The sequence below is a fragment of the Mesorhizobium sp. WSM4830 genome, from assembly GCF_055811495.1.
Genome location: NZ_JBVVQI010000034.1, coordinates 23,113 through 38,655, shown reverse-complemented (window position 1 = coordinate 38,655; position 15,543 = coordinate 23,113). Strand labels below are relative to the sequence as shown.

Below are 15,543 nucleotides of genomic sequence, written 5' to 3'. Positions count from 1 at the left end.
GAAACTCGGATCACACATGACGCGATGGACGCGATAAAGATCCACGCCTCAGCGCTGGCGATGGTGGCCTCGAAATCCTCGGCGAGCCGGCGACTGCGTCGCAGTCAGGCGAAAGTCCCCTCGACGACCCATCGTCGTGGCAGGACCTCGGAGCCTTTGGCGGCGTCCGAACGCTTGATGATTTCGAGGGTCCACGTGCCGAGATGGGCCAGAGCGCTGGCCACCGTCCTTCCCACGATCGGGAGGTCGATTGGCGCCAACCTCTCCAAGATCTCGCCGATGCCGGTTAGCGCGGCCACAATGCACCGAAGGACAAGACCTTCAAGGTTTATGTCGCCGGCTGCAAGTGTGGCCTCACCAAGGCCGTCAAACGAGCGTTGCGACGCCGCTCCGCCGTCGAGCCCGTCATCGGCCATCTCAAGAGCGACCACCGCATGGGCCGCAACTTCCTGCCTTCGCCGAGGGCGACGCCAACAACGCCGTGCTTGCCGCCGTCGGATATAATTTCAGTCTCGTGCTCAACTGGCTGAGGCTTTTGTGTGTTTGTGTGCCTTGGTCATGGCGCTGCTCACAACCGTCCTAACGCCACAACTCCAGTCGCGATCGGCCTGAGCCCCGCGCTTCGACCCGAAAAGTGCGTTCTTCACGGACGACTGGCTGTCGATGACGCTGGCGCTGGGCCGCCGCCGCCAGGTGGAAGTTGATGGTCTGCCACAGCCCATCGTCCCATCGTCCCGCCAGGCATGGAAAGAGCGCTGAACCGTCGGAACCGGCTGGAACCGCTCAGGCAATGCCCCGTCGTTGGCAGCCCGTCCAGCGATATAGAGAGCGCGTCCACGACCGCCCGCAATGCAGTCGTCCCGCCGCCTTCGCTCCCGGCAGGAACGGCTCGATCAACGCCCATTCCTTGTCCGTCAACGCGTTTGCATCCCGCTGCCCCGCACGGCGATATTGCCGGCGGGTGGCCTCCGTCAAACCCATGTTGTGACCTCGCTCAAGTCTAGCCAACTCAAGCGAATCACAACGGACGGGCCACTCAACCAGTTCCCGCACAAATCAGAGTTTCGAGTCTCCTGGACCTGTCGTATCATGTAACCGGCGGTATGGTGATGGGCGGGATGAAGCTGGAACGGGAGGTCTATAGCGGCGTAAATTGGCCGCTCCTCGATTCTTTCAGCGACCGAACTTTTTCGCAGCGAAAGGCATGGATTGATTTCGTTTGCGAGACCCAGGCCGGGGATCCGGTTGTGGCTCGAATTGAAGACGCGGGCGTGCCCGTTGGATTTTTTGTAGGTGTCATCGTCCGGCGGATGGGTTTCCAAATACTAGGAAGTCCATTCCCAGGCTGGACAACCCCGTATATGGGATTCAATCTGCGGCCAGACGTGTCCAGAGCCGATGCAGTCGACGCGCTCATCGGCTACGCATTCTCTGAACTGGGCTGCCATCATCTGGAAATTTCAGATCCTTATCTGACCGGGGAGCACTTCCGAGACGTCAGAGTCAAGGCGCAGCTCGTCCGTACCTTTCGATCAAACCTTCTGATGACAGAGGACGAACTTTTCGCCCGCATGGACGGAGCGTGCAGGCGCTGCATCAGGAAAGCTGCCAAGTCCGGAGTCGTTATCGAGGAAGCCGCCCCGGATGGATTTGCGGGAGAGTACTTTACTCAGTTGGAAGACGTCTTCGCCAAGCAGAACATGCGGCCAACATATGGCATGAATCGAGTGGAAGCCCTTATCAGGCACATCTATCCAACCGGCGATTTACTTCTCTTACGCGCGCGCGATCCAGACGGGCGGAGCATTGCCACAGGTATATTCCCTGGATTTAATGACATTTCCTATTTCTGGGGAAACGCCAGCCTTCGTGAGCACCAGAACGTACGGCCAAATGAGGTGATGCACTGGTATGCGATGAAGTACTGGAAGCGTCGAGGTGTACATTGGCACTATTGGGGCGGCGGCGGCGCTTACAAGGAGAAATATGGTGGTGATACAGTAATGTACGAGCAGTTTAGAGCATCCAGGAGCGTTGTAGTATCTATGCTTCGAGATGCCGGGAGAATGTTGCACGACGCGCCGCGCGGCTGGAAACGCCGGATCTTTAATTTGAGATCACGGGCCGATCCTTCGATCGCGCGATGACACGGGTTTCGTGGCATGATCTAGTAGTGGCCGACGCGTTCGAGGACGAAGTGATGTCTTGAATGGAAAAGCTATACTGGCCAGATGGAAAGTCCTTCGTGTTCACGGTGTTTGACGACACGGACCTTGCAGTCCCTGGCAATTTTGAGAAGGTTTATGACTGCCTGCGTGACTATGGCCTTCTCACGACGAAGTCTGTTTGGCCAATTCGCGGATCCCAGAACTCCAAGATGGGCGGAGCTACCTGTGAGGATCCGGCTTATCTGGCGTATATCCGTGAACTTCGCCGCGATGGATTTGAGATAGGCTTTCACGGCGCGACCTACCATAGCTCAGAGCGAACCAATATCGCTCATGGCCTTGAATACTTCCGCGAGTTGTTTGGCGGCTACCCTCGAACCATGGCTAATCACGCCAGTTCCGCTGAGAATATCTACTGGGGAGATGCTCGGCTGAGCGGGATCAGGAAGCAAGCATATAAGCTTCTTCTGAAAAGACAAAGCTTCTACGGTCATTGCGAAAAAAGTCCTTACTTTTGGGGAGATCTCTGCCGCGATCGTATAGATTACGTACGCAATTTCATTACCGGGGATATAAATACGATGAAGACCTATCCTCTCATGCCATATTACGATCCCGAGAGGCCCTTTGTGAAACAATGGTTCTCATCATCTGAGGGGCCGAACGTCGATTCGTTTAATCGTACCATTTCGGAAGCAAACCAGGATCGCCTGGAAGCTGAGGGCGGTGCCTGCATCATGTATACGCATTTCGCTGCCGGTTTTCAGGATACGGACGGAAATCTCAATTGGCGGTTCAGGGAACTCATAAGGCGCCTCGCCTCGAAGAATGGCTGGTTCGTACCGGTTGCGACGTTCCTCGATTATGTTCGGCAGCAGCGTGGCGAGAACGTGATAGACTCTAGAGAACGAGCAAGGATGGAGCGCCAGTGGATCAAGCACAAGATCCAGACTGGCGGAGTATCGTAGCGGACCTCTCAGCCATTTTTGCTAGAGCGAAAGAGCGCTCTATGCGGTTGCGGGGAGCGTATTTGGGCTTGTCGACGGGGCGCTGAATCTTCCGGTTCGGCTTTGTCGAGATTGCTGCTTCGACGCCGCATCGGTTGAGATCATCACGGATGGCACCGCCGTCGTTGCTCTTGTCGGCCGGCATTCGGCCGGATTGGGAGCAGGCCTCCTGGATCAGTTCCTCGCACGAGGCTTGGCCGGACGTCAGGCAGGAACCGATGGCGAGGCCCTGCGCACGCGATCCGCGTCGCGTTGCTGGAATTCGGAGCTGTCGGCTGGGGCCTGGCAGCCGCCGGAGCTGTCCTCCCATGGAGATGACGCGCCTCTTCGACTTTCTGTGGAATTTTGGATGCGGACAAAGTCTTGTCGCATTAGGCGTCCAATCAGCCCCGGCACTCTCGAAGAATCGAATCAATAACTAAACGCCTTTGAGGGAATTACAACTAAACTATAGGTTGTATTAACTAAGGCAATAAACCTACAAGGAGAGACAGAATGGCGTCTTACTACGTGTCCCCCAATGGATCAGACAATAATGCTGGTCTGTTGGATACACCATTCGCATCGCTTCAGCATGCGCACGATATCGCAAAGCCCGGCGATACGATCTATATGCGCGGAGGTGTCTATGAACTCACATCTGAAGTGCGGCTCACGCATGACGGCACGAGTGGCAATCCGATTACGGTGACAAACTACCAGAATGAGGTACCCATCCTGGACGGATCCTCAATGAGCGGCGGCTATGTCGTCGACATGGAAAGTGTGTCGTGGAACCACATCAAGGGTCTTGAGATCAGGAATGGGCCTGAAGGTGGTCTCATGATCGAGGGCCAATCGAATTCCAACACGATCGAGCAGTTGAACGTCCATCACAACGGATGGAATTCCGAGTGGGAGGGAAAGGGGATTGTGTTGTTCGGCGCAAGCTCGAACAACCTGCTTCTCAACAACGACTCACACCATAACCAAGATCTGCATCGCGACAACGCGGACGGCTTTCAAGTCTCCACCACAGGCACGGGTAACGTGCTGAGGGGCAATCGAGCGTGGGCCAACTCGGACGATGGCTACGATTTTTTCAATGTGCATGACAACACGCATGCTGCCCCCCTAGTCATCGAGGGCAACTGGGCCTTCGACAATGGCTACGCCAATGATGGCAGCGTGGCTGGTGATGGAAATGGCTTCAAGCTGGGCGGCGCTCGCGCGGGAACGAGCAGCACCTCCGGTGGCCATATCGTGAGCGACAACGTTGCGTGGGGAAATCATGCGAACGGTTTTGACGAGAATTCCGCCTCCAACCCAATAACGCTCCAGAACAATACCGCGTACGATAACGGCCTATATAATTATGGATTTTGGGAACAGGAGCATACCTTCCGCAACAATCTTTCGGCCGGAATCGGAAGAGTGGCGGCGTCCGGATCGAGCCAAGACAATTCTTGGACCTTACCTGTAAAGGTGGACTCCAGCGATTTTGTGTCGTTGAGCGACAGTACGGCGCGGGGGCATCGTGCAGCCGACGGCTCACTCCCGACCACGGAATTCCTTCATCTCGCGAACGGGAGTGATCTTGTCGACAAAGGAATCGACCTTGGCCACGACTATGTGGGATCCGCGCCAGATCTGGGCGCCTTCGAGCAGCCCGCGCTGTCTGGGGGGGTGGTCCCATCTCAGCCCGAGCCTGTGCCTGGTCCCGTATCTGGGCCCGTGTCTGGAAATTCATCCGGGCTTGGTCAGGTTCCCATCGGCCTACCCGACTACGGCTCTTACAAGGAGATCGACGGCAATGGTGGCGCAAACAAGATCGTCGGAACCGCGGCTGCCGAGATGATCGATGGCAAATCCGGTAACGATCACTTATTCGGCGGGGACGGCAATGATATCCTTGAGGGGGGCGATGGGGCTGACCAATTGACGGGGGGGCATGGCAACGACTTCCTTGCCGGCGGCAAGGATGCCGATGTCTTTGTTTTCCACGAAGCCAGTTGGGGTACGGATGTGATAATGGACTGGCAGGCTGGGATCGATCGAATCGACCTGCACGGAACTGGTCTGCATTTTAACGACCTGGCGTTTGTCACCGCCGACATTGATGGGGATGGCGCCAAGGACGACGTATTCGCAGCCACCGACCATGGCAACATTGGGTTCCTAGACATGCATTTCTCGCAGATCCATTCTTCCTTTTTCTTAGTGTGACAGATTTGCCAGCGCGGACTCCGTTCGCGCTGGCTTCCTTGTCCAATGCAGGACACACTGCGTTGCGTAAGCGTGTCGTGCCTCAATCGGCCGGCGCGCGGGTACTCGATCCAGCTTCTCGAAGCAGTTTGACTTCATCGCCGGTCAAATGCGCATGGCAGCCAGCTCCCGGACCACCAAGGCCCGACAGAATGGATCCAAGTTGCCGCCTGCTAGCCTCCAATGCTTCCGGGTTTTGCGTCCAGCTCCTCCATGAGGCCCCAACAGTTTGCGCGATCTCCGCACCGATTTCGCCGCAACCCTTTCGCTTGAGGATCTCGATGAATTCGTAGTCCTCGACTCCGTCGCGCAGCCATTTGAGCCTCATTGAGGGTACAACGCCCTCCACCCCGACGGGCTGCCCCGGGTAAAGAAGCATTCCCTCGCCCGGGTAATCATTACCTCCAGTCCGATAGGTCTGCACGTCGTTCCAAGGATCTTTTGTCCAAAGGTCGACGCGCCAATACAACAACCCGGTCAACTTGAGACTCTGATTGATGAATCCGGGCTGGATACGAAAGTTGATCGGCGAAAAATCTATCTCCCATTTGGGAGAATATTCGTCTTGAACGAGCGCGTTGTATGACCAAACGGCATCACCCTTTGCCAGAGCCTCAGCAATCCGCTCCGGTGCGCTGTCATACATTTTGGGAAGAAGCACCCAGATGTCGATGGCAGAACGCCCGCTTCCAGTGCCATCGTCAAAAAGCTCAGGGGCAGGCGTCATGGTAACGAGATTGTCGACACCTGCCTCATGCAGGACGCGCGCCCAGGCTTTCATAGTTCCATAGAGGCTTTTGCAGCGGTCGATTTCGTCGGCTGTGTAGTTGAAGAGATGGAGGGCGGGATGGTGTTGAGCTGCCGCCTCTTGCACCTCTTCGAGGGATGGCGGCGGCTTCATCGCGCATTGAGCCATGCTGGCATTGCTCCACAGGCCGAGATTGGTGGATTTTAGTCCGAACCTGTCAACGAAGGAGGCTTGGTTCTGAACACGCACGTTACGCGGCATTAGCTTATGCTTCAGTAACTCCGCCTGGGCCTGCGGAGTATTCGCGTCCCAGATTAGGAAAGCTGAGTTCAACGACGGGGTAAGCGGGAGTGTGAAGTCCCACACATGAAGCACGACTTCGCCGACAGCATTGCCCTGATCACTTGACACCCTCACGGTGCCGCCATAGCGGCCGGGTGGCGTGCCGGGTGGAACGGATATGTCGACCCAGATAGGCTGGTTAGCGCGCGAAGGGACGGAAAAGCGGGTTGCAGGTCGGGAATGGCCCTGTGCCGCTAAAGTGAATCCCCCGGCATCCAGCGGTATCAGCCCATCAGCGTACCATCCCGGGCCAAGCGGTCGGTTCGACCCTTTCAGGTCGGGACTGGATCGCGCCACATGGACGTAGTGTTCGCGGTAAAGCGTCACATTCTTTGCAGCGATACGGGCTCGGTCGCCTTTGCTGATCAGATCTTGGACCTGAATCGTCACGTTGGTGAGGGCGGTGCCCGGCGCACGGATTCCAACCTGGAACGACTCGGTTTCACCACGAGCTGCATAAAGCTCGATCTTCAGCCGATCGCCAGGGGCAGCGTCTTGGCTCATTCGTTCCAAACTAGGCACGAGCCATATGACCGGTTCTCCCTGCCCAGCACCCGAAGGCAGCAGGAAGTAGAAGATGCTCAGCACGAGCAAGAGGGCCAGCGCGGGATGAAGCCAACGCCAGCTACCGGCTTTTCGAAAGCCGTGCAAGGCGAGTCCGCAAAGGGAACCGCATCCATAGCTCAAGTGCACCGCCGCCAGCACCGCCGGGAAGAGGAGCAGATACATGCCCGGCGCTGTGTAAGCGGCCTTCAAGGTAGCGCACAGCAACCCAACTTCGTAAAGTAACAGCATGCCTGCTGCGGGGAGCAGCGCGGGCGGCCAAAATAAAGAAACCGCAAACGGAATTGACAGGCTTGCTACCAGTGCGAGCGGAGCGAGATGTCGGAGCCGCAACGCGCGCCAATTCTCGACCCACGCGAGGGCGCCGCCAAATCCGTTGCCAAAATATTGCTTGCAAAGTGCGGACAGGGTTTCCCGGGGCTGATAGAAAGCTCGGATGTCCGGAGAGAGATAGAGACCATAGCCGAGCCGACGTATCCGTTCGTTAAAGTCGTTATCCTCAGCACGCCAAAGATCTTCTCGCATTGGGCCGACTTGGTCTACGATGTACTTCCAATAGCAGCCATTCCAGACCGTGTCGGCCCATCCTGACGCGTTTTCTCTGCGAAATTTGGCAACTCCGATCCCAAAGGGACTTCTATGTGCCGCCACGATTGCACGACCAACCAGCGATTGCGAAGGCAATGGACGCGCGATTGCTCCCACCCCTCCCGCACCTGTGGCGAGCAGCCCTGAGACGCTTTGCCGGACGACGTCGGGTTCATAGTGGGCATGGGCGTCAAGACGCAGGAAGACGTCCGTCCGCATGCGAGGAACCGCCAGATTGATGGCAGCCGCAGGGCCACGCCCCGGACTCTCGATGACGCGCGCTCGTGGGTCGCGCCGCTGCATCTGTTGCAGCATCTGTAGCGTTCCGTCGGTTGACCCTCCGTCAACGAACCAGATTTCGGCAATCGCGGGATAATCCTGACTGAAAAGGTTGGAAGCGAGTGCACTAAGATGTGCGATCTCGTTGCAGACCGGGATAACGATGCCAACGGTCGGCTGCTCAGGGATGCGCGCTCCTGGATAGTCGGCGAGCGCTGACCGGTATTCAGGCGATCTATCTTGAGAAGACTTCGGCATGAAGAGCTCCAATCATCCGTTCGCGATTGGCTTCCATGGTGTTGTCGACCATCAGCGCGCGCCCATTGCTGCGCAAGCGCTCCCGCAATTCGGGGCGGCATACCACTTGCTCGATCGCAGCTGCCAGCGCAGTGACGTTGCCTGGCGGAACAAGCATGGCTGTTTCATTGTCTTTGAGGAAAAGCGGAATTCCTCCCACGGCGGTAGCGATCGTGGGTAGACCAATGCACAGCGATTCATTGATGACCTGCGGAAAGCCCTCCGTGAAGGATGGGAGCACGAACGCTCCGGCTTGCCGGTAAAGTTCGAACAAAGCCGGCCCGTAAGGCACGAAACCGCGGAATGTGACGTTGTCACGTAGGCTGAGAGCCGTTGATCGAGCCTTGAGCTCCGCCTCCATCGGTCCTGTTCCAACGATATCGAGGTGGCACGACATCCCGCGCTGCTTGAGGTGCGCCAGTGCTTCGAGAAGCACGTGATGTCCCTTTTCGGGAGCCAGCCGGCCAACGCAGATCAAACGCCTTGGATTGGGCCCGGAACACATTTCTGCAAAGGTCCTGAGCTGCGCGTCCCTCATCAGACAGGGCATATGCTCGTGCACACGGTTGCTGAAGCCGCCGTACTCCCGAGCAAGGTCTCGGCCTACAGCGAACACTGTTCGGTTACGCGCAAGCCGCTTGAAATGCCAATCAAGTGCTTTTGCGGCCGCCATGGCAGCGAGGCGTTTCAAACCCCGATGGGTGCCCATCTGCTGGATCAGGTTCTGGCGAACCACGAGGCTCACCGGCACACCGAGTGAAATGCACTGCATCGCGATCATCTGCCCGATCGGATTTGGACCGCCAATCAGGATCGCATCCCAACTCCGCGCCTGCTCGGAAATTCGGCGACGTATCTCCAGGAACGTACTCGGGCTGAGGCGCCACAGCTGATACAAGTTCGGATAGTAGGGGAGCGAGCATAGCGTGATCCCCGGGTGGTCGAGCACATAGGGCCCGCGCCCGGCTTGCCTTGCCTCGCGCCCGATGAAGATGATCTCGTCGACGGACTCGATGAAGCTAGCCGGAAAAAGGATGTAAGGCTCATCCGTCGAAAGAGTGTCGCCGTCGCGCCAGAAAACCTGATCGACGAAGATGGCGAGTCGCATGGCCAATCCCTTCTCTTGTGTCGGCGTCGTTCCCCGCCGCGCATAACGTCCAGAGTTGGCCAGTCACCGATTTCGGCTGGAACTTCTGCTCGATCCAGGTGCGCGCAAGGGTGCCGATCTCGCGCCGCATGCCGGGGTCCGATCCGAGGCGAAGAACATGGCGCGATAGCTCGTCCGGTTCGGGTTCGGCTATGATCCCGGTTACGCCGTTCTGGATGAGGTCGGCGACGCCGTTCACTCGCGTGGCTATGCAGGGCACCCCCGAGGCCATGGCCTCCAGCACAACATTGGACATGCCTTCATAGTCGGAAGACAGCAGGAAAATGTCGGCGGCGCACATGAGTTCTCGGGCATCAGGGACGCTGCCGAGAAAACGGACTCTATCGTCAAGTCCGAGACGCGCCACTTGGCTCCTCAACTCGCCGAGGCAACCGAGGTCTTGTCCGGCAATCGCGGCCTGCACCCTGCTGTGCCGACCTACTCGTGCGATCGTATCGATAAACCGGTCGAAGCGCTTCTGCGGCGCTAGTCGACCTACCCCAAGCACCAACACTGCGTCGTCGCGCAGATCAAGCCGCCGACGCCACTCGGCACGCCACTTGGCTATCTGATCAGATGGGAAAATCTCGACCACGTTAGGCACATAGACGACAGACCTTTTTGAGCCGAGGCGGTGCGCGAGCTGCTCCTGGGTCTCGCGGGAATTGCAAACCGCGACAGAGATGCCGGCCACGCTCACCCAAGACCATAAGCCGCGCCATTCTGTCGGCAGATCAGCAAACAAGGTGTTGCGGAATGATCCGATGCGTCGGATGCCCAGCCCGGTCAAGGCGAGCGCGAACACATTGGTATAGGACGACCATGAAAAGAAGCATCGTGTTTTGCGGGCGACGCATGCCGCACGCAATTGGCGCATCTTATCCAGGCGGCGGCCCTTCAACAGCACCACAGGAATGCCGAGCTTGCGTATCGGAGCTTCCCAGAACCCGAGCTCGCCCGACACGTAGACGGTGGGGGCCCAGCGGGTAAAATCACAATGGGCGAGAAAATGATAGAGTTGCCGCTCTGTTCCGCCTTGCCCGAGCTGTCCGACGACCACGGCGATCGCCTCCGCTTGCCTCGAACCGCGTGCCGCGCCCATTAGTCAAACTCGCTTTTGGAGGCGTCCTTTGCACTTGGGGTGTGCCGGTCTTGTTTTGGGTGCGTCTGGACCGCAGCGGATTGTTCGGCAGGCTGGCGGCTTTGCGGCGCCTTATCTATTTCCCCGGTCACCGCTGCGGGACCCGGCATCTGGTTGGAAGGGAGCAAGACTTTGACGATGTCGCCGGGCAACAGCTCGGTATGCTCGTCTGCCGGGACGCGGAGCCAATCCTGATCGACTTTGCGCATGATCGTGATCACGGGCGCCGCAGCCGTTCCGAGCATTTCAGAGGGTGAAGTCGTCCCGCCAGGGCGAAGCTTCTCACTGGCGGCCCTCAATCGTAACTCCGCACCGGCCAGTCTCTCGCTCGTCTCTCTAATGTCTTGAAGGAGTCCGATCCGACGCGAGTTTGCAATCTTGTTGAGAGTCTGCGCTGAGGCCTCCCGTCCTCGCTGGATTTCCATCTTGTTCACAATTGTCTGAAGCTGGCGCGTGGAAGACAGCAGCACCGCGCGGCGTGCCTCCGACACGCGCGTAGCTTGCACGTTGCCGGCCTCGAACAGCGCGGTAAGCTTTTCAAGCTCTTGTGCGTCAGCCTGTGCTCCGCTTTGTTCCTTCTCTTCCTGTTGAGCGAGAATTGCGATCTGCCCGTCCGCTTGCTTCATCGCGGCACGAATTGAGGCGATTTCCTGATGGTAGCTTTCTTGTGAGGTTTTCAGCAAATTCAGTTCAGACTGAATGAGGTTTGCCAGATTGGCAGCGGGAATCAGCTGGGTTGCCGGAATATTCTCTTCGAAGCTATCTGCATCGTTCAGTTCGGCTTGCAGCCGTGACAGGTGCACCGTTTCTCTGACATATTCCAACGCGTGAAGATTGTAATCCTCGCGCAAGTCCACCAATTGGTTAGGATCAGCCGTGGCATGGCTTCCCCGTATGGTGCTGTAGCCCCCCGAAAGGGCAACGGCCTGTCCAACCGCCATAAGAGGCCGGAACGCATACTGGCCTGGCGTCAAGACGTCGCCATCGACGTAGATAGGTCGGTATTCGGCAACGCTTGCCGCAATATCACTTGGGAGAACCAGAACGCTATATTCGCGGCCCTCGGGAGTCCTTTCCCGGAACAGTCGTGTCGGCAGGGCGGCTGCGATTTTGTTCCGCATTTCTGCGGCCGTCAAACCTGCGATTTCGATAGTCCCAAGCGTCGGCAGAGATATCGTTCCATCGAACTCGATGGGGACACGGTGATGCCACTCCGGCAATCCTTCGATCGTGACCTCTATCGCGTCCCCTGGCGCAAGTTTGTATTCCGTTGCGGCTGCATTGCTCACGAGAGTGAACAAGAGTGGCATCCAGCCGACGCTTAGCATTTGGCGCCATAGGCCTAACCTTGCTGTCTTCATGATGTCCCCGACGCGTTTGCTCGTGAATCGGTTGGCTCGGCCCGACGGAGCATGGATTGATCCTGAAGATCTCGATCCCACTCCTCAAAGTCTCATTCTTTTGTGCCTGCCGACACCATCTGAACGCATGAAGACGCACCTCCGCGGTCTCCTTAGGAATTGAATACCGGTTTCCTCCTGACGGCGCGGCATCGGAGGCCAAGCATGCCATCCACATTTCCGAAGTTGTCCTGACGAAATAGAAGGCCGCAAGTCATGGAACGCGTTAGGGTACCAGGCGGGAGATACTCTCGAATAGACGGTTCGGCGCCTTCGGATTCGCGACCGGATCCAGGAGTCCAATTTTCCAGACTCACCGACATCGTGAGGCGGCACACGGTCTTAATCGCTGCCATAGCAGGATTCGGTACTTTCGTGACTTTCATTGCCGCCTTGGCAGTCCCGCCTTCGTACACGGCAACGGCTCAGCTCATGATCGACCCTGGCCCGCGCGATGCGAACTCAACTCAGTCGACCATATTCGAAACCGTCGATCCGACCGTGATCGATACGGCCATGGCTCTTCTAACTGCCGAAGATCATATCCGCTCGGTTCAGGCCAGCCTCTACGACCACCCGGACTTTCAGTCCGAAACGCCAGACGAAACCTCGGTATTGAGGAATTCCATCAAAACATTACGGGCACGGCTCCGGGCGTTGATTGGCTCGATCAAAAGCATCTTTCCCACACCGGATTCAGAAGCCGAGGCTGGTGATGCTCGGCCAGGTGTACCAACCCTCGGGGAACTCAGAGCTGGCGTAAAGGTCAATCAAGAGCGCCGCTCCCGTGTCATCTCCGTGAGCTACACCGACGAGAGTCCTGAAAAGGCCGCAGCCATAGTGAACCAATTCGTGGACCTCCACATCAATGAGCTGCGTGATCGGAACCGGCGGCAGGCCAGACGTTTGCTGGCTTGGCTGGACCAGAGACTGGTGGAGGTCAAATCCGAGGTTCATCAAGCGGAAGAACGGATGGAATCGTTCCGCATTGTTCACGGAATGAGCAATGTCGAGGCTGATACAGAACTGATCGCCCAAACGAGGCGGCAGCTTGCACGTGCGAGATCCGAAATAGCGGTCAGAGAGGCTGCTATCGATAGGCCTCGTGGTACCGCAGCCACAGGTGAGGAGCAGGTCAAGAGTCACGACATGCCGGCTCCAGAACCAGGTGCAGTAAGCGACCCCGAAAATGAGCGTTCGCAGGCTCGGTTGAAGAACGAGGCCGAAGTAATTCGCTCACAAGCCTCGATGCTAGAGCAAGATCTGAAGTCACTGCAGAGCCAGGCCGCCGACCGCCTCGCTTCCGAAGCCGAACTTCGCTTTCTCGAGCGCCAAAGCGCATCCGCCGCGAACCATTACGACGATCTTCTTCGGCGCAAGCAAAATTTGGCCGAGGAGCAGGACGCGACAGTGGCGGCGCATGTCCTCACATCTGCCCGAGCGCCGACGCGCCCAAGCTCGATCAACCCGATCCTCTTTATTCCGGCCGCCCTCATCGCCTTCTCGGCTTTCGGATTGGCTATCGCAGCTATTCTCGAGCGCATGGACCGCAGCCTGCGGAGCGAACGTGACATAGTTGACGCCCTTGGAGTCTCGTGCATCGGCCTTGTCCCTGACATTCGGTGGACTCACCGCCGCCAGAGCGACCGCTATTTGTTCGATGGGCTATCATCGGCATACGGTCAGGCCATCTATTCGATCGTGGCAGCAATCCTCCAACCTGCTGGCCCGAGTGCCAAGCCGATGATCATTCTCGTGACGTCCAGTGTGCCTGGCGAGGGCAAGACAACGCTTGCGGCAAGTTTCGCGGCCTGCGCGGCGCGTCTTGGCCGCCGGGTTCTCCTGATCGACCGCGACCTGCACGAGCTAAAGGATCCGTCAACTACAGCTGCATTCGAAATTGCGCGCCGGAATGGCGAGCACACGCTTTCGCCCGAATATACGAGCGCTGGTCCCATTAGCCCGATCCCAGATCTGGATTGCGACCATCTTCTGGTGCGGCGGACAGGTGCTGACCAACCTTCGCTTTTTGTGGCTCAGAAAATCGTTGATGTCTGTCAAGGGCTGCGCGGACGCTATGATTGCGTCATCATTGACGCCCCGCCGACATTCGCACCGGAAACCCGCCTCCTTTCCGCCGTAGCCGACGAGGTGATTTTCGCAGTGCGGTGGGGAAGTACCAGGCGCGAGGTCGCCGGCAATGCCCTCCAGCAGTTGCGTTGCTCCAATCGGTTTGAAAGCCTGACCAATGTTCATGCGGTGCTGACGCGTGTCCATCTGCGCAAGCATGCACGGTACCGATTTGGGGACATTGGTGAATTCCTTCAGAAGCACCGAAAAAACTATTCGCGCTCCGGTCTTTGGAATTAACCCGAACCGGCGCCCTCCGGTCAGAGGTCACGACCAGCACATAATGCGTTTTCGCCATAGGTGGGAGTTGGACGTTGCGGTGGTGCTTTGTTTCTCCTGGATATAGATCGACTCAGGTCCTTGCCGGCGATAGTCGCTCATCGGGCGGTGCTGAAGCGCAGATAGCTCATCTTGCCGCGGCTCTCGCGGGTCTGGGGCACGAGGTAAGCCTCATATATGGCGACGGGCAAACGCAGTCCCTCGGCAAGATTGCGGGGGTCAGCTGCATCGCTGCCGCACCGGCGTGGCGATTGCCTGCAAGTCTCCCAGCATTCTGGCGTGCCATGGACACGTTGCGCCCGGATGTTCTCTATGCGCGCCTCCCAACAGATTTTATTTGGCTGATGGGCCTGTTTGCCAGATCGCGCCGCGATACGCGCTTCATATATGCTCTGGCCAACGATGTTCATTGCACGCCCTGGACCGCTTACGATCACAAGAAATGGTTCCACGCTCCGCTATTCAGCCTTGGCATGCGAAGTACCGACGTGATTGCGGTCCAGCACCACCAGCAATCGGCTATGCTCAACCCGCGTTTGTGGGAGCGCTCGGCATATGTGCCGAATCTGGTGCGCTCGGTCTCCGAATATCCTCGCGTATACGACACGACCACCATTGATGCGATCTGGATCGCGAAGATCCGAACAAGCAAACAGCTCCATCTGTTCCTGGATTTGGCGGACGCGCTGCCCCGCCTGCGCTTCGCAGTGGTGGGCGGATTCGATCCCACAGTAAGCAGCACGGTAAAGGTGGCGCTGGAACAGCGGATCCGCAAACTTGATAACCTGATCTTCTACGGCCCGAAGCGCGACAACGAGGTCATGGCCCTGCTGTCGAAAGCCAAGGCTCTGGTAAATACATCGTCCGTCGAAGGGTTCCCAAATACCATGCTTGAGGCATGGAGTATTGGGGTTCCGGTCGTGTCACTATCGGTGGATCCTGGAGGAGTGATCGAGCAGAAGGAGATTGGCTTCGTTAGCCGAACCATGACTCAGTTGGTCCACGATGTCGATACGATCGTTCGAACGAAGTCGCTCAATCAGCGGTGCGGAGAACTCGCGCTTTCCTACGTTCGCCGGCAGCATAGCCTCGAGGCAGTGTGCCGAGCCTTGGAAAGGGCGCTTCCGGGAGTGCAGTTAGGCCGGGGCCGGACCTGGAACGTCGCGACGCCATCTTTGGATCGCAGCTGAATCGGATTCGAAGGCAGGG

General features: G+C 57.8%; 9 protein-coding genes and 2 pseudogenes. 6 read left to right on the top strand and 5 right to left on the bottom strand.

Going from position 1 to position 15,543, the window contains the following annotated elements; translation table 11 throughout:
* Positions 1-23 precede the first annotated feature (23 nt).
* Positions 24-215 (bottom strand): annotated as a pseudogene (locus tag AC0L2Y_RS29405) (transposase); the annotation flags it as partial.
* On the opposite strand from AC0L2Y_RS29405, the pseudogene AC0L2Y_RS29400 reads away from it, so the two are divergent.
* The 4 genes and pseudogenes from AC0L2Y_RS29400 to AC0L2Y_RS29385 form a co-directional block, all read left to right on the top strand.
* Positions 199-583, top strand: a pseudogene (locus tag AC0L2Y_RS29400) (IS5/IS1182 family transposase); the annotation flags it as partial. The pseudogenes AC0L2Y_RS29405 and AC0L2Y_RS29400 overlap by 17 nt on opposite strands.
* Before the next feature lie 535 nt (positions 584-1,118).
* Positions 1,119-2,147 (top strand): GNAT family N-acetyltransferase, encoded by a 1,029-nt coding sequence (locus AC0L2Y_RS29395; RefSeq protein ID WP_473561301.1) that lies wholly within the window; start codon positions 1,119-1,121, stop codon positions 2,145-2,147.
* A gap of 62 nt (positions 2,148-2,209) precedes the next feature.
* The gene (locus tag AC0L2Y_RS29390; protein ID WP_473561299.1) at positions 2,210-3,136 is read left to right on the top strand and encodes a polysaccharide deacetylase family protein; all 927 of its coding nucleotides are present in this window, start codon (positions 2,210-2,212) and stop codon (positions 3,134-3,136) included.
* 534 nt (positions 3,137-3,670) lie between these two features.
* Positions 3,671-5,380 carry a calcium-binding protein gene (locus AC0L2Y_RS29385; RefSeq protein WP_473561297.1) on the top strand — a complete coding sequence of 570 codons (1,710 nt, stop codon included), beginning with the start codon at positions 3,671-3,673 and terminating at the stop codon, positions 5,378-5,380.
* Between the two features lie 82 nt (positions 5,381-5,462).
* On the opposite strand, the gene AC0L2Y_RS29380 is transcribed toward AC0L2Y_RS29385, so the two are convergent.
* Genes AC0L2Y_RS29380 through AC0L2Y_RS29365 form a run of 4 tightly spaced genes read right to left on the bottom strand, consistent with a single transcriptional unit; the run spans position 5,463 to position 11,826 of the window.
* Positions 5,463-8,198, bottom strand: coding sequence for a glycosyltransferase (locus tag AC0L2Y_RS29380; protein WP_473561295.1), 2,736 nt, complete (start codon positions 8,196-8,198; stop codon positions 5,463-5,465).
* Complete coding sequence (locus tag AC0L2Y_RS29375; protein ID WP_473561294.1) at positions 8,176-9,345, bottom strand: glycosyltransferase; 1,170 nt, start codon at positions 9,343-9,345, stop codon at positions 8,176-8,178. Before AC0L2Y_RS29375 ends, AC0L2Y_RS29380 begins: the two co-directional genes overlap by 23 nt.
* Positions 9,281-10,486: a glycosyltransferase gene (locus tag AC0L2Y_RS29370; protein ID WP_473561293.1), complete on the bottom strand. Its 1,206-nt coding sequence runs from the start codon at positions 10,484-10,486 to the stop codon at positions 9,281-9,283. The genes AC0L2Y_RS29375 and AC0L2Y_RS29370 overlap by 65 nt, the downstream gene beginning before the upstream one ends.
* Complete coding sequence (locus tag AC0L2Y_RS29365; RefSeq protein WP_473561291.1) at positions 10,486-11,826, bottom strand: polysaccharide biosynthesis/export family protein; 1,341 nt, start codon at positions 11,824-11,826, stop codon at positions 10,486-10,488. The genes AC0L2Y_RS29370 and AC0L2Y_RS29365 overlap by 1 nt, the downstream gene beginning before the upstream one ends.
* Positions 11,827-12,300: 474 nt before the next feature.
* Between AC0L2Y_RS29365 and AC0L2Y_RS29360 the strand changes: the two genes are divergently transcribed.
* Entirely contained in the window at positions 12,301-14,295 is a 1,995-nt protein-coding gene (locus AC0L2Y_RS29360) for a GumC family protein (protein WP_473561289.1), read from the top strand.
* Between the two features lie 74 nt (positions 14,296-14,369).
* Positions 14,370-15,524 (top strand): glycosyltransferase family 4 protein, encoded by a 1,155-nt coding sequence (locus tag AC0L2Y_RS29355; RefSeq protein WP_473561288.1) that lies wholly within the window; start codon positions 14,370-14,372, stop codon positions 15,522-15,524.
* The last annotated feature ends 19 nt before the right edge of the window (positions 15,525-15,543 follow it).

Coding starts and splice junctions, on each gene's coding strand:
- AC0L2Y_RS29380 (WP_473561295.1), bottom strand. CDS start 8,198: ATGCCGAAGTCTTCTCAAGATAGATCGCCTGAATACCGGTCAGCGCTC.
- AC0L2Y_RS29370 (WP_473561293.1), bottom strand. CDS start 10,486: ATGGGCGCGGCACGCGGTTCGAGGCAAGCGGAGGCGATCGCCGTGGTC.
- AC0L2Y_RS29390 (WP_473561299.1), top strand. CDS start 2,210: ATGGAAAAGCTATACTGGCCAGATGGAAAGTCCTTCGTGTTCACGGTG.
- AC0L2Y_RS29375 (WP_473561294.1), bottom strand. CDS start 9,345: ATGCGACTCGCCATCTTCGTCGATCAGGTTTTCTGGCGCGACGGCGAC.
- AC0L2Y_RS29395 (WP_473561301.1), top strand. CDS start 1,119: ATGAAGCTGGAACGGGAGGTCTATAGCGGCGTAAATTGGCCGCTCCTC.
- AC0L2Y_RS29385 (WP_473561297.1), top strand. CDS start 3,671: ATGGCGTCTTACTACGTGTCCCCCAATGGATCAGACAATAATGCTGGT.